Origin of the sequence: Mizugakiibacter sp. (assembly GCF_039680435.1) — a bacterium.
Taxonomy (GTDB): Bacteria; Pseudomonadota; Gammaproteobacteria; order Xanthomonadales; family Rhodanobacteraceae; genus Mizugakiibacter.
Map to the genome: position 1 here is coordinate 1 of NZ_JBDKSX010000113.1, position 17,560 is coordinate 17,560.

General features: G+C 72.0%; 16 protein-coding genes, 1 pseudogene and 1 riboswitch. Of the genes and pseudogenes, 5 read left to right on the forward strand and 12 right to left on the reverse strand.

The window, feature by feature from the left end; translation table 11 throughout:
- The 3 genes from ABFC67_RS12295 to ABFC67_RS12305 all read right to left on the reverse strand — a co-directional run.
- On the reverse strand, positions 1 to 1,851 hold a 1,851-nt coding region (locus tag ABFC67_RS12295), incomplete at its 3' end, for a sulfotransferase (RefSeq protein WP_346738322.1).
- Between the two features lie 10 nt (positions 1,852 to 1,861).
- Positions 1,862 to 3,739: a phosphomethylpyrimidine synthase ThiC gene (thiC, locus tag ABFC67_RS12300; RefSeq protein ID WP_346738323.1), complete on the reverse strand. Its 1,878-nt coding sequence runs from the start codon at positions 3,737 to 3,739 to the stop codon at positions 1,862 to 1,864.
- 51 nt (positions 3,740 to 3,790) lie between these two features.
- Positions 3,791 to 3,884, reverse strand: a riboswitch (TPP riboswitch).
- 45 nt (positions 3,885 to 3,929) lie between these two features.
- Positions 3,930 to 4,580, reverse strand: a complete 651-nt coding sequence (locus tag ABFC67_RS12305; protein WP_346738324.1) for a TetR/AcrR family transcriptional regulator — start codon at positions 4,578 to 4,580, stop codon at positions 3,930 to 3,932.
- A 112-nt stretch (positions 4,581 to 4,692) separates the two neighbouring features.
- On the opposite strand from ABFC67_RS12305, the gene ABFC67_RS12310 reads away from it, so the two are divergent.
- The 3 genes from ABFC67_RS12310 to ABFC67_RS12320 all read left to right on the forward strand — a co-directional run bounded on the left by ABFC67_RS12310 (position 4,693) and on the right by ABFC67_RS12320 (position 7,237).
- Positions 4,693 to 5,034 carry a hypothetical protein gene (locus tag ABFC67_RS12310; protein WP_346738325.1) on the forward strand — a complete coding sequence of 114 codons (342 nt, stop codon included), beginning with the start codon at positions 4,693 to 4,695 and terminating at the stop codon, positions 5,032 to 5,034.
- 133 nt (positions 5,035 to 5,167) lie between these two features.
- Positions 5,168 to 5,827, forward strand: coding sequence for a protein-L-isoaspartate O-methyltransferase (locus tag ABFC67_RS12315; protein WP_346738326.1), 660 nt, complete (start codon positions 5,168 to 5,170; stop codon positions 5,825 to 5,827).
- A gap of 48 nt (positions 5,828 to 5,875) precedes the next feature.
- Complete coding sequence (locus ABFC67_RS12320; RefSeq protein WP_346738327.1) at positions 5,876 to 7,237, forward strand: TolC family outer membrane protein; 1,362 nt, start codon at positions 5,876 to 5,878, stop codon at positions 7,235 to 7,237.
- 33 nt (positions 7,238 to 7,270) lie between these two features.
- On the opposite strand, the gene waaA is transcribed toward ABFC67_RS12320, so the two are convergent.
- Positions 7,271 to 8,578 (reverse strand): lipid IV(A) 3-deoxy-D-manno-octulosonic acid transferase, encoded by a 1,308-nt coding sequence (waaA, locus tag ABFC67_RS12325; protein ID WP_346738328.1) that lies wholly within the window; start codon positions 8,576 to 8,578, stop codon positions 7,271 to 7,273.
- An 80-nt stretch (positions 8,579 to 8,658) separates the two neighbouring features.
- Between waaA and lpxL the strand changes: the two genes are divergently transcribed.
- The gene (lpxL, locus tag ABFC67_RS12330; protein WP_346738329.1) at positions 8,659 to 9,582 is read left to right on the forward strand and encodes an LpxL/LpxP family Kdo(2)-lipid IV(A) lauroyl/palmitoleoyl acyltransferase; all 924 of its coding nucleotides are present in this window, start codon (positions 8,659 to 8,661) and stop codon (positions 9,580 to 9,582) included.
- A 19-nt stretch (positions 9,583 to 9,601) separates the two neighbouring features.
- Here the strand turns inward: lpxL and ABFC67_RS12335 are convergent, their stop codons facing one another.
- The 7 genes from ABFC67_RS12335 to ABFC67_RS12365 form a co-directional block, all read right to left on the reverse strand.
- On the reverse strand, positions 9,602 to 9,808 hold the full coding sequence (locus ABFC67_RS12335) for a DUF1737 domain-containing protein (protein WP_346738330.1): 207 nt from the start codon (positions 9,806 to 9,808) through the stop codon (positions 9,602 to 9,604).
- Positions 9,805 to 10,599, reverse strand: a complete 795-nt coding sequence (locus ABFC67_RS12340) for a glycosyltransferase family 2 protein (protein WP_346738331.1) — start codon at positions 10,597 to 10,599, stop codon at positions 9,805 to 9,807. Before ABFC67_RS12340 ends, ABFC67_RS12335 begins: the two co-directional genes overlap by 4 nt.
- Entirely contained in the window at positions 10,596 to 11,870 is a 1,275-nt protein-coding gene (locus ABFC67_RS12345; RefSeq protein WP_346738332.1) for an O-antigen ligase family protein, read from the reverse strand. The genes ABFC67_RS12340 and ABFC67_RS12345 overlap by 4 nt, the downstream gene beginning before the upstream one ends.
- A 137-nt stretch (positions 11,871 to 12,007) precedes the next feature.
- Positions 12,008 to 13,135, reverse strand: coding sequence for a glycosyltransferase (locus tag ABFC67_RS12350; protein ID WP_346738333.1), 1,128 nt, complete (start codon positions 13,133 to 13,135; stop codon positions 12,008 to 12,010).
- 84 nt (positions 13,136 to 13,219) lie between these two features.
- Positions 13,220 to 13,429: a zinc-finger domain-containing protein gene (locus ABFC67_RS12355; RefSeq protein ID WP_346738334.1), complete on the reverse strand. Its 210-nt coding sequence runs from the start codon at positions 13,427 to 13,429 to the stop codon at positions 13,220 to 13,222.
- Positions 13,430 to 13,499: 70 nt separating this feature from the next.
- Positions 13,500 to 14,198 carry a pirin family protein gene (locus ABFC67_RS12360; protein WP_346738335.1) on the reverse strand — a complete coding sequence of 233 codons (699 nt, stop codon included), beginning with the start codon at positions 14,196 to 14,198 and terminating at the stop codon, positions 13,500 to 13,502.
- 46 nt (positions 14,199 to 14,244) lie between these two features.
- Positions 14,245 to 14,859 (reverse strand): YceI family protein, encoded by a 615-nt coding sequence (locus tag ABFC67_RS12365; protein ID WP_346738336.1) that lies wholly within the window; start codon positions 14,857 to 14,859, stop codon positions 14,245 to 14,247.
- Between the two features lie 138 nt (positions 14,860 to 14,997).
- On the opposite strand from ABFC67_RS12365, the gene ABFC67_RS12370 reads away from it, so the two are divergent.
- Entirely contained in the window at positions 14,998 to 15,990 is a 993-nt protein-coding gene (locus ABFC67_RS12370; protein ID WP_346738337.1) for a mitochondrial fission ELM1 family protein, read from the forward strand.
- 151 nt (positions 15,991 to 16,141) lie between these two features.
- On the opposite strand, the pseudogene ABFC67_RS12375 reads toward ABFC67_RS12370, so the two are convergent.
- Positions 16,142 to 17,560 (reverse strand): annotated as a pseudogene (locus tag ABFC67_RS12375) (glutamine-synthetase adenylyltransferase); the annotation flags it as partial.

Consider the following 17,560-nt stretch of genomic DNA (forward strand, 5'->3'; position numbering starts at 1 on the left):
AAAACGCTGCGCGCGCTCGATGGTCGCGGTCAAGCCCGGCAGGACCGCATCGATTTCGCGGGCGTGGCGTAACCACTTCTGCGCGTCAGGCGGGGTCACCGTGTGCCGCGACAGGGGAAGCCGCGCATCGAGGACCCGGTCCCAATCCAGGCCCAGCGTTGCGCACAGACGCGCAACCTCCGCCGAGGGGTCCGCGTAGAGTGCATCGTAGCGGGCGACGTGCACGCGTTCCTTCGGCAACGCGACCAGGTCATCGAGCAGCATCCGCGTGGTGATCTCCCACTGCGCGGCGACGATCTGCTCGATGGGCAGGCCATTCAGACTGCGCCATCCGGGAACCAGCAGCAACGACCACGGCAAACCGCTCCAGCCCGGCAACTTCGCATACGTGATGAAACGGCCCGACTGCCAGGCCTCGATCATGCTGCTGAGTGTCTCGCGAGGATCGCGATACAGATAGACGAACTGTGCTTCGGGGAAGACTTTCGCCAGGAACGGCAGGCGCAGGGCATTCTTCGGGGTCTTTTCCAACAGCCGCAGCGGCCGGCGGTCGCCGGGCGCCTGTCCGGTGCGATCGCGCAGCGCAGCGAGAAACCGCTTGCGCAACTCCTCGGCAATCTGCGGTGTCGCTACCCCGGCCTCCAGGCGGTTGGAGTCGTAGCTGTGATCAAGGACGCTCAAGCCCGGCAGGCCTTCGATCAAGGCGTGGCTTTCGCGGCCGATCGTGTACGCCCCAGGGGCCTGCGCCAGGGTTTCGAACAGCAGCGTCGAACCCGAGCGCGGCGGCGACACGATGAATACGGGGCGGTCGAATAGCGGATCCCGCTCGCCCGCGCCGACGCGCGGCCCGGGAACAGGCGGCAATGGGGGCGTCGCTGTCGTCTGGCGCAACTCGCCACCTTCGTTCGCCTCGCCACCGCCGCTGACCGCGACGGAGAACACCATGATCCGCAAAGAGTCGAGCAGCCAGGAATTGTTGATCAGCTGCAGCGAGGCCGCAGAACCCCTGAGCCACTGCTCGTAGGTATTCAGCGCACGGCGATACGCGGGCCAGCCCTTCGGGTCGGTACCGAACTCCGCCCACAGCGCCGACCAGGCGGCGAGGAAACGCGCCGTGACCTGCTGCGCGAGTTCCAGTTGCGGATGCGGGCGAGTCTCGCTGAACAGGAAACTGATGTGTTCGCGCATCTCCCAAGGCGACATGACGACCGGAATGTTGGCCGACTCCAGCCGCAACGAGGGCCGCGAGCCGTCCACGGGCGCAACGAACTCCGTGTGCCAATCCGCAGGAGCGGGAACGCCGGACATGCGTCCATCCCTGAGCAGTTCGCCGAAGCTGTCGCTGCCGACCGTGTCGGCAACCAGATGAATCCGCTCGGAGTCGCAGGCGTTGATGACGCGATGTCGCCGCCAGGTGTCGAAAATCCAGCATTCACCCGGCTTCATGTTGACCTCGTCGTCGCCGCAGATGAAGCGCACCGAGGGTTGGGTCAGCACGGGCACGTGCACGCGCGCACGCGCGCGCCAGTAGTAGTTGATGTCGAAATGTGGGCTCACTTCCGCCTGGGCGGTGAGCTTCATCAGCCGCGTCCGTCCCCAAACCGCGCCGATTCGCGACAGCACCTGCATCAGGTATGGGGACTGCAGCAAATACGGTGTAGGCCGCATCGGACCAGCGAAGGACGCATTGTCCGGATCGCCGTTGGCAGCGATCAACGGCAGCCAGAGGTTGCCCGGATACTTCTCCGGATGCTCGCGCCAGTGGTCGGCGCCGAACACGCGTACCTCACGCGCAAGCGCCTCGGCGTCGAACTGAAGGGGTAGCTGGATAAAGGAAACCGGTAGTTTCACGGATCGGCTCTCACTCGGAACGGTAGATCTGCGCACCGCCGGCGCGGAACTCGGCGGCCTTCTCGGCCATGCCCTGCTCGATCGCCGCAGTATCGTCGACGCCGTGCTCGCGTGCATAGTCGCGCACGTCCTGGGTGATCTTCATCGAGCAGAACTTCGGCCCGCACATCGAGCAGAAGTGCGCGGACTTGTGCGCGTCCTTCGGCAGCGTCTCGTCGTGGAATCCGCGGGCCTTCTCCGGATCGAGGCCGAGGTTGAACTGGTCGTCCCAGCGGAACTCGAAGCGCGCCTTGCTGAGCGCGTTGTCGCGCGCCTGCGCGCCGGGGTGGCCCTTGGCGAGATCGGCGGCGTGCGCGGCGATCTTGTAGGCGATGATGCCGTCGCGCACGTCCTGCTTGTTGGGCAGGCCGAGGTGCTCCTTCGGGGTGACGTAGCAGAGCATGGCGGTGCCGAACCAGCCGATCATCGCCGCGCCGATCGCGCTGGTGATGTGGTCGTAGCCGGGCGCGATGTCGGTGGTCAGCGGCCCAAGCGTGTAGAACGGCGCCTCGCCGCACTTCTCGAGCTGGCGATCCATGTTCTCCTTGATCAGCTGCATCGGCACGTGGCCGGGGCCTTCGATCATCACCTGCACGTCGTGCTTCCAGGCGATCTGCGTCAACTCGCCGAGCGTGTCCAACTCGGCGAACTGCGCCTCGTCGTTGGCGTCGGCGATCGAGCCGGGACGCAGGCCGTCGCCCAGCGAGAAGGCCACGTCGTAGGCCTTCATGATCTCGCAGATCTCCTCGAAATGCGTGTAGAGGAAGTTCTCGCGGTGGTGGGCGAGGCACCACTTGGCGAGGATCGAGCCACCGCGGCTGACGATGCCGGTGACGCGCTTCGCGGTCAGCGGCACGAACGGCAGGCGCACGCCGGCGTGGATGGTGAAGTAGTCCACGCCTTGCTCGGCCTGCTCGACCAGGGTGTCGCGGAACAGCTCCCAGGTGAGGTCCTCGGCGACGCCGCCGGTCTTCTCCAGCGCCTGGTAGATCGGCACCGTGCCGATCGGCACCGGGCTGTTGCGCACGATCCACTCGCGGGTTTCGTGGATGTGCTTGCCGGTGCTGAGGTCCATCACCGTGTCGGCACCCCAGCGGATCGCCCACACCATCTTCTCGACCTCGTCGGCGATCGAGCTGCTGACCGCGGAGTTGCCGATGTTGGCGTTGATCTTCACCAGGAAGTTGCGGCCGATGATCATCGGCTCGGACTCCGGGTGGTTGATGTTGCAGGGGATGATCGCGCGGCCGCGCGCGACTTCCTCGCGCACGAACTCGGGCGTGATCAGCTTTGGCACACGCGCGCCGAAACCTTCGCCCGGATGCTGATTCAGCAGGCCGGCCTGCTGCAGCGCCTCGATGCGCTGGTTCTCGCGGACGGCGATGTACGCCATCTCCGGCGTGACGATGCCGCGCCGCGCGTAGTGCATCTGCGTGACGTTGGCGCCGGCGCGCGCGTGGCGCGGGCGGCGCGGCGCCGGGAAGCGCACTTCGGCCAGTTGCGGCGCGACCGCGTGGCGGCGGCTGAATTCGGAGGTGAAGTCGGACAGCGGCTCGCTGTCGCCGCGCGCCTCGATCCAGCGCGCGCGCAGCGCCGGCAGGCCGGCGGCGAGGTCGACGCGATGGTCGGGGTCGGTGTAGGGGCCGGAGGTGTCGTAGACGGCCAGCGGCGGGTTCTGCTCCGCGCCGAACGCGGACGGCGTGTCGGCCTGCGCGATCTCGCGCATCGGCACGGCGACGTCGTCGCGGCCACCGTGCACGTAGACCTTGCGCGAGCCCGGAATCGGTCGCGTGACTTCGGCGGACAGCGCCTGCGCGGCGCGCACCAGATCGGAAGGGATGGCGTTCATGCGGTTCGTCCTCGCGGCTGGGGACGAAGCGGCGGCGGCACCGCAGCGAAACGCCGCGGCGACGAAGCTTCCCTACGCCGGCATGATCCGGGTCAGGTTCGAAGGGACTCTCTCAGCCTGCGCGCAGGCACCCCCGCTTCGACGGCTATTCAAGCACGAAGCGGCCCGCCGTAGCGAGCGCACCGGGGGTTCAGAGCTCGCGGGCGTAGGCGCGCAGGAACATGTCGACCGCGCCCTCGGCGTTGGCGAGCGCCTCGGCCTCGGCGGATTCCGCGCAATTGATGCAGCCGAACAGCCGGCGCGTCTGCAGGTCGCCCTTGAGCAGCGAAAGGAACTGCACCGCCGCGCGGTGCACGTCGGGCAGGTCGAGATGGCCGGCGTCGGCGGCGGCGTGCAGGAACTGCTCCAGCAGCGCCTGGCTGCGCGCCGGCCCCTCTTCCCACAGCATCTGGCCCATGCGCGGGTTGCCTTCGCGGCAGTCGCTGAGGATCGCGCGCCAGGTGCCGATCACTTCCGGGCTGGTCATCAGCCGGGCGTGCGCGCGCGCGATCAGCAGCAGCGCGTCGCGGATCGCGCCGTCGATCGGCACGACATAGACGTCGTCCGGCAGCATCTCGCGGCAGCGCGCGCGCACCGCCTCGCGGAACAGCGAATCCTTGTCGCCGAAGTGGCTGTAGACGGTCAGCTTGGACACGCCGGCATCGGCGGCGACCGCGTCCATGCTGGTGCCCTCGAAGCCGTGCACGATGAACAGGCGCTTGGCCGCGGCGAGGATCGCCGCGCGCTTCTCCATGTCCTTCGGCCGTCCCGGCCCGGCCGGTTTGAGGTTGGCACTCGTCACTTGATCAGCCCCGTTTTCGGCGTTTATTATACGCGCCGGTTTAGTTATCACAAACCTGCGGCCAGCTTAGCGGCTCCATGCCCGCCGTGCAGCGCCGCAGCGAAGGACCGGCATGTTTCCCACCACCCCCGAACTCCGCCTGAGCGAGCCCTATCGCCTGGCGCAGCGCGCGTTCACCGCGCTGCTGGATGCGCAGGCGACCGCGCAGCGCGGCGCCGCCTTCGCCGCGCGGCGCACGCTGCCCCTGCTGCGGCCGCACGAGTGCGCCGCGCTGACGCGCTGGCTGGCCTGGCTGACGGCCGCCACGGCTGCGCGCGGCAACCCTTCCGCGCTGGCGCGCATCCAACGCACCGACCCCGCGCTCGGCCGCGGCGTGGAAGCGATGCTGGCGCGGCTGCCGCTGGCGGCGCCCGGCGTCGCGTCCGCCGCGGCACAACTGCGCCGCAGCGCTTGATGACGTGCGTCAAGACGGCGCGGTGACTTCCGGCACTTAGTTGGATGTGCGCGCCACCGCAGCCTTGGCGTTGCCCGCGCGGCCGCAACTCCCTATGCTTTCCTGCTCTTTTTCGCGCACGGGACTACCCAAGATGTCGATCGATCTCGAACTGGCGCGTCAGAACATGGTGGCCAACCAGGTGCGTACCTGGGACGTGCTCGACGCGCACGTGCTGGACGCGCTCGCCGCCGTGCCGCGCGAGGACTTCGTGCCGGCCGCCTACCGCAACCTCGCCTTCGCCGACATCGCCCTGCCGCTCGGCCATGGCGAAAGCATGATGAAGCCGGTGGTCGAGGGCCGCATGCTGCAGGCGCTGGAACTGGACAAGTCCGCAAGCGTGCTCGAGATCGGCACCGGCTCGGGCTTCATCACCGCCTGCCTGGCGCGGTTGGCCGGCAGCGTGGTCAGCGTGGACATGCACGCCGACTTCATCGAGGCCGCGCGCGCGCGGCTCGCCGCGCACGGCGTCGGCAACGCCTCCCTGGCCGTCGCCGAGGCGGTGCTGGGCTACACGCCCGACCGCCAGTTCGACGCGATCGCGGTCACCGGCGCGGTGTACGCGCTGCCGGAACGCTTCCGCGGCTGGCTCAAGCCCGGCGGCCGCCTGTTCGTGGTGCGCGGCGAATCGCCGGCGATGCAGGCCGTGCTGCTGCGCCATCAGGCCGACGGCCGCTTCAGCGAAGAAATCCTGTTCGAAACCGACCTGACCTATCTCGCCCACGCCGCGCCGCCCAAGCGCTTCGCGCTGTAAGCGCGCACGGGCCGGAGCGAAAACGACGCAAGCAAGGACCTCCCCTCCATGACGCGAACGAACCGTTTCAAGCTTCTGCCCCTGGCGCTGCTGCTCGCCGCCGCGCCCATGCTGGCCGGCGCCGAGGACCTGATGGACGCCTACCGCGACGCCCGCGCCAACGACCCGCAACTGGCGCAGGCCGACGCATCGCGCCTGTACAACAACGAATTCCCGAAGCAGGCCTGGGGCGCGCTGCTGCCGCAGGTCGACGCCACCTACGGCTTCACCCGCTCGCATAGCTGGAGCAGCGTCAACGCGCTGTCCGGCGGCACCCCGGTCACCAGCAGCACCGACCGCGGCACCACCCTGCAGGGCACGCTGTCGCAGACGCTGTTCGACTGGAGCAAGTTCGCCCAGGTCAAGGTCGGCAAGGCGCAGGCCGCCAGCGGCGAGGCGCAGTACCAGGCCGCGCTGCAGGGCCTGATGCTGCGCACCGCCCAGGCCTATTTCGGCGTGCTCACCGCCACCGACACGCTCGCCTTCGCGCAGGCCGAGGAGAAGGCGCTGGCGCGCCAGCTCGAGCAGGCGCAGCAGCGCTTCGACGTCGGCCTGTCGGCGATCACCGACGTCAACGAGGCCAAGGCGCAGCACGATTCCTCGGTGGCCAACGTGATCGACGCGCAGAACGCGCTCGACGACGCCCGCGAGGCACTGACCCAGATCACCGGCAAGCCGACGGCCGACCTCAAGCGCCTGCGCGACGACCTGCCGCTCAACCCGCCCGAGCCGAACAACCTGACCGACTGGGTGAACACCGCGCTGAAGCAGAATCCGTCGCTGCAGGCGCAGTTGCACCAGGTCGAGGCCGGCCAGCACAGCGTCAACGCCGCGCGTGCCGCGCACCTGCCGACGCTGAATGCGCAGGTGACCTACAGCAACAACCCGGTCTGGGGCAACGCGTTCGGCCCCGGCTTCGGCCCGCTGCACACCAACAGCGAGCGCAGCGATACCGCGGTCGGCGTGGTGCTGAACGTGCCGATCTTCTCCGGCGGCATCACCCAGTCGCGCGTGCGCCAGGCGATTTACCAGCGCGACCAGGCCGACGACCTGCTCGAGCAGGATCGCCGCGCGGTGGTGCGCAGCACGCGCAACGCGTTCCGCTCGGTGATCGCCGGTGTCAGCGAGGTCGAGGCGCGCAAGCAGGCGGTGGTCTCGGCGCAGTCGGCGCTGGACGCCACCCGCGCCGGCTTCGAGGTCGGCACGCGCACCATCGTCGACGTGCTGATCAGCCAGCAGAACCTGTTCCAGGCGCAGAGCAACTACTCGCAGTCGCGCCACGCGTTCGTGATCAACCAGCTCGGCCTGAAGCAGTCCGCCGGCACGATCGACGTGAAGGACATGGAAGCGGTCAACGCGCTGCTGCAATGACGCACCGCGGTTGCGCGAGAGAAAAAGGCGGGCCTAGCCCGCCTTTTTCGTATCCGCGCCGCGCGGCACCGGCGCCGCGCCGGCCAGCAGGCGCTGGATCAGCGCCATGTTGCGCGCCACCGCGCCGCGCTCGCGCTCGAACACCGCGCGCGCCGCGGCGCCCATCGCCGCGGCGCGCGCGGGGTCGCGCAGCAGTTCCAGCACCGCGCCGCCGAGATGCGCGGCATCCGGCACGCGCAGCGCGCCGCCGGCCTGGATCAGGCTGTGCGTGATCTCGTCGAAGTTGAACGTATGCGGCCCGACCACCACCGGCCGCCCCAGCGCCGCGCCTTCCAGCACGTTGTGGCCGCCGATCGGCGCCAGGCTGCCGGCGACGAACGCCACGTCGGCCGCGGCGTAATAGCGCAGCAGCACGCCCATGGCGTCGATCACGAAGCACTGCGTGTCGGCGGCCGGCGCGCGGTCGGCGCTGCGCGTGGCGACGCGAAAACCGAGGTTGCGCGCCGCGGCGTCGACCGCGCGGAAGCGCTCCGGATGGCGCGGCGCCAGCAGCAGCAGCGCGTCGGGCAGGCGCTTCAGCACTTCGAGGTGCGCTTCCAGCACCGCGGTTTCCTCGCCCTCGTGGGTGCTGGCGGCGATCCACACCGGCCGCGACGCGCCCCAGGCGGCGCGCAGTCCGGCGCCGTCGCGGCACGCCGTCGCCGGCACCGCCATGTCGAACTTGAGGTTGCCGACCACGGTGATGCGGTCGGCCGGCGCGCCGAGCGCGCGAAAGCGCGCGGCGTCGGCGTGCGACTGCGCCGCGACCTGGCTGACGCAGGCCAGCGCGCGCCGCACCAGGCCGCGCACCGGCGCGTAGCGGCGCAGCGAGCGCTGCGACAGGCGCGCGTTGGCGATCACCAGCGGCAGGCCGCGCACGCAGCAGGCGTGGTAGAGGTTCGGCCAGATCTCGGTTTCCATGACCACCGCGAGGCGCGGCCGCACGTGGTCGAGGAAGCGGCGCACCGCGCGCGGCAGGTCGTAGGGAAGGTAGACGTGGTAGACGCGATCGCCGAACAGCTTGCGCACGCGCTCCGAGCCGGTCGGCGTGACCGTGGTGACCACCATGCGCGCATCGGCGTGGTACTTCAGCAGCGCCTCGATCAGCGGCGCCGCCGCGTTGACCTCGCCGACCGAGACCGCGTGCACCCAGATGCTGCCGGAAAGGGGCGGCCCCGGCAGGAAGCCGAAGCGCTCACGCCAGCGCGCGAAGTAGCCGTGGTAGCGGAAGCCGCGCGCGACCAGCCGGTAGACGATCACCGGCATCGCGAGATACATCAGGAAGGTGTACAGGAGGCGCAACGGCGGGCCTTGGTCTGGCGGCGCTGGCGGAGTATAGCGGGGCCGGGCGCCGCAGCCGACGATTGCTACAATCGCGCCGCATGAAACCCCGCGCCGCGCCGCCCTTCCCGCCCGCCCTGCTCGCCCCCGCGCACTGGCCCGCCTGGATCGTCCTCGGCGCGATCTGGCTGGCGGCGCGGCTGCCGTATCGCGCCCTGATGGCGCTGGGCCGCGCGCTCGGGCGCGTGCTGCCGGCGCTGCTCGGCGCGCGCCGCGCGGTGGCCGCACGCAACATCGCGCTGTGCTTTCCCGAACTCGACGCCGACGCGCGCGACGCGTTGGTGCGCGCGAGCCTGCGCGAGATCGGCCCGATGCTGGCCGAGTTCGCGCTGGGCTGGATGGCCTCGGATCGCGCCATCGCCCGGATCCCGGTGCGCGTCGACGGCCTCGAGCACCTCGCCGCCGCGCGTGCCGCCGGCCGCGGCGTGCTGCTGGTCGGCGGCCACTTCTCGCACCTCGAGCTGTGCGCGCGACTGGTGTCGCGGCGCATCCCGATCGCCGGCATGTACCGGGTGATGGACGAGGCCGCGTTCGAATGGGCGGTGCTGCGCGCGCGCCTGCGCTACGCCGACGCGATGTTCACCAAGGACGCGCTGCGCGCGACGGTGAAGTACCTCAAGGCCGGCGGCACGGTCTGGTACGCGCCCGACCAGGACATGCGCGGCAAGGACCACGTGTTCGCGCCGTTCTTCGGCATTCCGGCGGCGACGATCACCGCCACGCACCACCTGGCACGCCTGTCCGGCGCCGCGGTGATGCCGTTCTTCCACCGGCGCCTGCCGGAAGGCGGCTACGCGCTGCGCCTGGAGGCGCCGCTCGCCGATTTCCCCAGCGCCGACGTCGTCGCCGACACCGCGCGCGTCAACGCCGCCATCGAGCGCATGGTGCGCGAGGCGCCGACCGAATACTTGTGGATCCACAAGCGCTTCAAGACGCGTCCGCCTGGCGCGCCGCCGGTGTACTGACCGCCACCGCAGCGCGCGGCTACAGCGTCGACAGGTCGAGGTCGCGGCGGTACTCGCGGCCTTCGACTTCCTTGTACAGCGCCTGGCCGCAGATCACGCGGCCGGCCTTGGCATCGAACGTCAACTGCGGCGGCCCGTACAGCTCCCAGCCGAGATTGAGCGCCTCGGTGACGCGGTGGCAGAAGCTCGCGTCGTCGGGGCCGGTGAGGTGGCGATAGGCTTTCACGGGTTGCGTACTCCATGCCCGGGTGTGGGTGCCTGCGCGGCACGCCGCGCCTCGTGCAGCTTGGCGTACTTCAGGAACACGTAGAACGCGCCGATCGCACTGGCGACGAAGCCGGCCCAGCCGTTGAGGAAGTAGCGTTTCAGCAGGAACTGGCGCAGGAAGAACAGCGGCGGATAGAACACCATGCGCAGCCCGGCGAAGCGCTGCCGGCGCGCCAGCTTGTGCGCGACCATGCCGCTGGAATAGCGGTTGATCTTGTCGACGCGCGCGGCGATGTCGCCGTCGCCGTCGTTGACGAAATCGGCGCGCCACAGCGTGCGCACCGGCCCGTCGACTTCCACCGCGGCGTGCACCGGCACCGCGTTCATGCGTCCGCGGCGGCGGTCGAACAGGCGCAGGTGCGCGTTGCGCCAGCTCAGCCGATGCTGCACCGTCCAGAACATGCGCTCGCGCCGCGGCAGGCGAAAACCCGCCGCGCGCGGTGCGGTCAGCGCGCGCTCGATCACCGCGCGCGTGCCCGGCGAGAGCACCTCGTCGGCGTCGAGGTTGAGCACCCAGTCGTGTGCGGCCATGTCGATCGCGCGCTGTTTCTGCGGGCCGTAGTCGTCGAACGCATGCGCGGCGACGCGTGCGCCATGGCGGCGCGCGATCTCCAGCGTGGCGTCGGTGGAGCCGGAGTCGAGCACCACGATCTCGTCGGCCCAGTCGACCGCGGCCAGGCAGCGCTCGAAGGTGTCGGCGTTGTTGTAGGTGATCACCACCACCGACAGCGGCTCGCGCGCGACGCTCATGCGCGCGCTCCGTCGGCCGGCGCGACGCCGTCCAGCACGTACAGCGCCGCGCACCACACGGCGAGCAGCCACCAGAACACCAGCCCCCACCATGCCGAGTAGAACGCAAGGTGCGTGTTCAGCGGGAACACCGCGACCGCGAGCGCGACGCTCGCCGGCCAGGCGCGTTCGCGCGCGACGGGCGTCGCGCGCCGCCACGCGACGACCGCGGCCCACGCGCCGGCCAGCCACAGCAGCAGGCCGACGCCGCCGGTTTCGCTGAGCACCTCCAGCACCAGTTGGTGCGCGTGGCAGGCGCCCTCGCCGGCGCCGCAGGCTTCCGCGGTGAGGAAGTGGTCGCCCGCCGGCGCGTACTGCGGGTAGGCGTAGCGGAAGCCGCGCACGCCGACGCCGTTCAGCGGATGCGCGGCGCTCATGCGCAGCGCGGTGCGCCAGATGTCGAGGCGCCCCGCCAGCGCGGCGTTCGCCGCGTCCTCGCCGCCCTGCAGCAGCAGCAGGGTGCGATCCATGCGCGCGTCGAAGCGCGGCGACTCGCGCCAGGCGACGCCGACCGCCAGCGCGCCCACCGCCAGCGCCGCGCCGCACCACGCGGCGAAGCGCAGCGGCGCGCGCGTCTCGCGCCAGGCGAAGGCGACCGCGACCAGCGCGTAGCTCAGCCAGCTCGCGCGCGAGCCCGACAGCAGGATCGGTCCCAGCAGCAGCAGGAAGCCGAGGCCGAGGCCGACGCGGCCGTAGCGTTCGCGCGCGGCCCACAGCGCGAACGGCGCCAGCACGGCGAGCGTCTGCCCCAGCTTGAGGTTGCCGGCGCCGAAGATGCCGGACACGCGCTGCGCCTCGGCGTGCCCGCCGAGGCTCCAGCCGGTCAGCGCCTGCGCCCACGCGTCCGCGATCCAGAACGCGACCAGCGCGGCGACCGCGAAATACAGCGCGTGCAGTCGCGCCACGCGGCGCACGGCGTAGCAGGCGTACAGCCCGAACGGCGCGAAGCGCAGGAACCCGGCGGTCGCGCCCCAGCTCTTCGCCGGCGCGACCGCGTCCAGCGTCGACAGCAGCGCCGCCGCGACATACGCGCCCCACAGCCACAGCAGCAGGCGCGCGCCGGCGTGCTCGCCCAGCGCACGCGGGTGGCGCACGAACAGCAGCAGCGTGCCCAGCATGCAGACCAGCACGGCGGCCTCGGCGCTGCGTCCGAACGGCAGCAGCGCCAGCACCGCCCACAGCGGCGTGAGCGGCGAGCGCAGCGCGGCCTTCAGGCGCGAAGCGAACGGCATCGGGGCGTCCTCGGGAACCGGAGGTCGATTGTACGGGGGAGACGGCGCGGCGGTTCGCCAACGTCGAAGGCCGCGCAGCCTGTGTTCCGCGCGCGAGGAGACGCCGCGATCGTGCGCGGAGCGCACGCTGCCGGGAATCAACGGCCCGCGGCCGACGCCTCCACTCCCGCCAGCTCCGCGTACAGCGCCAGCGTCGCCCGCTGCATGTCTTCCAGGCGGTAGCGGGTCAACGGCGGAATCGGCGGCGCGACGCGCAGCAGCTCGGCGGCGCGCTCGACCAGGCGGTCGACGTCGCCCGGCGGCACGCGCCCGGCCGGATACAGTTCGGCGAGCAGCTCGCCGACGCCGCCGTGCGCATAGCCGAGCACCGGCCGGCACATCGCTATCGCCTCGACCACGGTGCGCCCGAACGACTCCGGCTTGTTGGACAGCTGCAGCACCAGCGCCGACACCGCGTAGACGTCGCGCACGTCCGCGCGCGGCGCGGCGTAGGCGACGCGATCGGCGACGCCGCGCGCCACCGCGAGCTGCCTGATCTCCTCGAGGTAGGCCTCGCGGCCGGGCTCGATCACGCCGAGCAGCAGCAGGCGCACGTCGACGCCGCGCGCCTGCAGCCCGGCGACCAGCTCGATCGCGTCGCGATGGCCCTTCAGGCGCGTGCCGCGGCCCGGCAGGGTCAGCAGCGGCGCGCCGGCGAGCTGCGGGAATTCGGCGAAGAAGCGCCCCTGCCACTCCTCGTCGGCGCGGTAGCCGTAGGGAAAGTCGGCCGGGTCGATGCCGCGCGGGATCACGGTGAGCCGCGCCGGGTCGACGCGATAGTGGCGCAGCACGTAGTCGCGCACGCTCTGCGAGACCACCACCACGCGCTCGCCGCGCGCCATGATGCCGCTGTACACGCTCGGCGAATTGAGGCCGTGCACGGTGGTGACGAAATGCGGGCGCGGTTGCATGCCGCGCAGCGCCAGCCAGCCCATCCACGCCGGCAGCCGCGAGCGCGCGTGCACGACGTCGGGCCGGATCTCGGCCAGCAGCCGGCGCAACGGGCCGAGGTGGCGCAGCGTCGCCAGCGACTTGCGCCCGAGATCCACCGGCACGTGCTCGCTGCCCTCGGCCTCGAGCTGCGGCACCAGGCGGCCGCCTGCCGAAACCACGACCGAGCGATGCCCGGCCGCAACCAGCGCGCGCCCGATCTCGAGCGTGGTGCGCTCGGCGCCGCCGGCGTTGAGCGCAGGGATCAGCTGGACGACGGTGAGACGTCGCTGCATCGGCACGGTACCCGTGCGTGTGGGGGTCGGGAAAGGAGCGGAGCGGTACATGCCGCCCCAGTGCCTAGCAAGAAAAGTGCCGGATCAGTCGCGCAACACGTAGCGCGCGCCGCAGTAGGGGCAAACGGCTTCGCCGCCCGCGTCGACGATCGGCAGATAGACCCGCGGATGCGAATCCCACAGCGTCATGCCCGGCATCGGGCACGCCAGCGGCAGGTCGGCGCGGGTGACGTCGTAGCGCCGCGCGGCGTTGGCCGGCATCAGCGATGGCGCGGTGGGCTGGGCGAGCGGCATGATCGGCATCCGTTGCGAGACGCAGCGATTCTAGCAAGCCGGCGCCGGGCGCCCCAACCGAGCGCCGCGCTCAGCGCAGTTCGAACAGCAGCAGTTCGCCGCCGCCCGCACCGCCGGCGAGCGCCAGTTCGGCGGCGCCGCGCAGGCCGGCACCGTCGCCCTGCGTCAGTCGGTGGCCGTCCAGCGTCACCTCGCCGCGCGCAACCTGCACCCAGACGGCGGCGTCCGCGGCCGGCCGGTGGCGCACTTCGACGCCGGCGCCAAGCCGCGCCGCATGCACGCGGGCGTCGGCGTGCAGGGCCAGCGCCGCATCGGCGCCGTCCGGCGCGGCCAGCAGGCACAGGCGGTCGCGCAGCACCGGCGCATGGAACGCGCGTTGCGCGTACGACGGCGCCAGGTTGACCCGGTTCGGCTGGATCCAGATCTGCAGGAAGTGCACCGGCGCGTCGCCCGCGGCGTTGTACTCGCTGTGCTCGATGCCGTGACCCGCGCTCATGCGCTGCAGCTCGCCGGCGTGGATCACCCCGCTACCGCCGCTGGAATCGCGGTGCGCCAGCGCGCCCTCCAGCACCCAGGTCAGGATTTCCATGTTGGCGTGGTGGTGCGGCGGGAAGCCGGCGCCGGGCGCGACCACGTCCTCGTTGAGCACGCGCAGCGCGCCGAAGCCCATCTGCGCCGGGTCGTAGTAGCGCCCGAACGAGAAGCTGTGGCGGCTGTCCAGCCAATCGGTGCGCGTTTGGCCGCGCGCGGCGGCGGGGCGGAGCGTCATCGGCATCGGTCGTCGAACGTGCAGCGTGCGGTGGCGCGCCGCCGGCTCACTTGGCGGGCCTGGCTTGCGTCGCGGCCGCGTAGGCCTTGCTCTCGATCGCTTCGGTGCTGATGCGCAACTGCACCGCATCGCTGACCGCGGGCACGTACATCTTCACGCCGAACTGGGAGCGCGACAGCGTGGCGGCGGCGTCGAAGCCCAGCGCCGGCGCCTTCCACATGCCGTGCTCGCCGGCCTTGTTCAGGGTGACCTCGAGCACGACCGGGCGGGTGGTGCCGTGCAGGGTGAGGTCGCCGCTGACCTTGAGCTGGCCCTCGGCGGCGCCGCGCTCGACCTTGGTGCTGACGAAGGTGGCGGTCGGATACTTCGCGGCATCGAAGAAGTCCGGCGACTCCAGGTGCTCGTCCAGCGCCGGCACGTGCGTGTTGACCTGGTTCATCGGGATGCTCACCCGCACCGACGAACGGTCGGGGTCGGCCGCGTCGTAGTCCAGCGTGCCGGTCACGCCGTCGAACTGGCCGGTCGGATGCGAGTAGCCGAAGTGGCTGTAGGTGAACATCACCTGGGTGTGGTTGGGGTCGAGCGTGTAGCGCGTGGTGGCGGCGGACGCGGCCGCGGACGCGGCGGCCAGCAGCACGGCAAACAGGATACGGCGGGACATGGGTGCTCCTTCGAAACGGCGGCGATGCACGCAACTGTGGCAGTGTATGCCGCGCGACGGCCGCGATCAGCGCCGCCGCAGGGAACATAGTGTGCACCATGCGGCGACAATGCCGTGTTCGCGGCATGCGGGAACGGGATCGACGTGGACCACGGCTGGGTGATCACCGACGGCGCCGCCGGCAACGAGCGCCAGGCGCTGGCGCTGGCGCAGGCGCTCGGCATCGAGACGCGCGTACTGCGCCTGGCGCCGCGCGCGCCGTGGGCGTGGTTCGCACCGCGCCTCGCGCTGGGCGGCCGGCTGGCGCTGGCGCCGGCCGAGCGCGCGGCGTTCGCGCCGCCCTGGCCGGACCTGGCGATCGGCTGCGGCCGCGCCGCCGCGCTGTGCACGCGCCTGCTGCGCGCGCTCAGCGGCGGACGCACGTTCTGCGTGCAGATCCTCGATCCGCGCACCGATCCGCGGCACTGGGACGTGGTGGTCGCGCCGCAGCACGACGGCCTCGCCGGCGCCAACGTGCTGCGCCCGCTCGGCTCGCTCAACCCGGTCGACGACGCCTGGCTGGCGGAAGGCCGCGAGGCCTGCCCCACCCTCGCCGACCTGCCGGCGCCGCGGATCGCCGTGCTGCTCGGCGGGCCGCGCCGCGGCATCGCGCTGGACACCGCGTACGCCGGACGCCTCGTCGCGACGCTGCGCGCGCGTCACGCACGCGAGGGCGGCAGCGTGCTGGCCAGCGCCTCGCGGCGCACGCCGGCGGAGCTGACCGGCAAGCTGCGCGCCGCGCTGGCGGGCATTCCCGGCCTGTTCTGGGCCGGCGAGGCCGACGGCCCCAATCCCTACGCCGGCCTGCTCGGCTGGGCCGACCGGCTGGTGGTGACGCCGGACTCGGTGAACATGCTCTCGGAGGCCTGCGCCACCGGCCGTCCCGTGCACACGCTGGTCGCGGCGCCGCTGCCCGACCGGCTGGCGCGCTTCCACGCCGCGCTGCGCGCGCGCGGGCTGCTGCACGATCTCGACGCCGACGCGCCGCCGCCCGCCTCGCCGCTGCGCGAAACCGCGCGCATCGCCGCCGAGGTGCGCGCGCGCTACGCCGCGCACCGGGCGGGGATTTTGGAAAAAGGGGGTGGGGAGTAGGGAACGGGCAGTGGGGAGTAGGGAGTGGAAAGAGCCGAGGCAGGGAGCGCGATTCCACAGGGGGTCGAGTGGACGCGAGGATGCCGTACTCACGGCGTCTGTTCCCGCGGCGTCCGAAGCCCGGCCGACCGGCGCCGCGCTTTTCCCACCCCTACTCCCTACTCCCCACTCCCTCCTTCGCAAAGTCGAACCCGCACGCCCGCGCGATCGCCGTCACCCGCGCGCACAACGCGTCCAGCGCCGCGTCGCGCGGCACCACGCGCGAGCGCGCGTCCAACGTGCAGGTGAGCGCGCGCGCCAGCAGGTCGGCATGCGCGGCGTCCAGCGCGGCCGCCTGCGCGGCGTCGAGCGCGCCGACCTCGGCGCACGCCGCGACCAACGCCGGCGTGGCGGTGTGGCGCAGCAGCGCGGGCGACGTCGCGGCGTGCAGCAGCAGCAGGCCCTGCAGCAGGAACTCGATGTCCAGCAGCGCGCCGACGCCCTGCTTGAGGTCGAGCAGTGCGGCGTCGGAGCGGTCGCGCTCGGCGCGCCAGCGCGCGCGCATCGCGACGACTTCGGCGCGCACCGCGGCGGCATCGCGCGGTCGTGCCAGGATCTCCGCGCGCGTCGCCTCGAACGCGGTGTGCAGGGCGGCATCGCCGGCGATGCCGCGCGCGCGCACCAGCGCCTGGTGCTCCCAGGTCCAGGCGCGCTCGCGCTGGTAGGCGGCGAACGCGTCCAGGCTGGTGACCAGCAGGCCCTTGGAGCCGTCGGGCCGCAGCCGCGTGTCCACCTCGTACAGGCGCCCGCCGCGGGTCAGCACGGTCAGCCAGTGCACCACGCGCTGGGCCAGGCGCTGGTACCAGTGCATGCCGTCGAGCGGGCGGCGGCCGTCGCTCGCGGCCGCCGCGCGCGCGCCGTCGTAGACGAACACCAGGTCGAGGTCGGAGGCGAAGCCGAGCTCGGCGCCGCCGAGGCTGCCGTAGCCGAGCACGGCGAAGCCGGAACCCTCGCCCGGCAGGCGGCCGTGCTGCGCGGCCAGCTCGCGCTCGGCCAGCGCCAGCACCGCGCCGACCACCGCCTCGGCCAGCGCGGCGAGGCGGCGCGCGGCCGCCGGCGCGTCGGCGCGGCCGTCGCGGAACGCGAGGCCCAGGCGGAACGCCAGGCTGGCCTTCAGCTCGTTGATGCGTTCGAGTTCGTCTTCCGGGTCGCGTTCGTCGAGCGCGGCCAGCGCGTGTTTCAGCTCTTCGGCGATGTCGGCGCGACGCAGCGGCAAGCGGTCGATGCGCGGATCGAGCACGTCGTCCAGCAGCAGCGGCTGCGCGATCACGCGCTCGGCGAGGAACGCGCTTTCGGCGAACAGCGCGGCCAGGCGCTGGCGCGCCGCCGGCCGCTCGTCGAGCAGGGCGAGGTAGGCCGAGCGCCGCGCCACCGCCTGCACCAGCCGCGCCAGCCGGGTCAGGCAGGCCAGCGGCGCGGCGCTGGCGCGCGCCGCGGCGAGCAGCGGCGGCATCAGCCGGTCGAGGCGCTGCGCGCCCTGCGCGCTCATCGCGGCGCAGCGAGGCGCACGCGCAGCGGCGTGCCGTCGCGC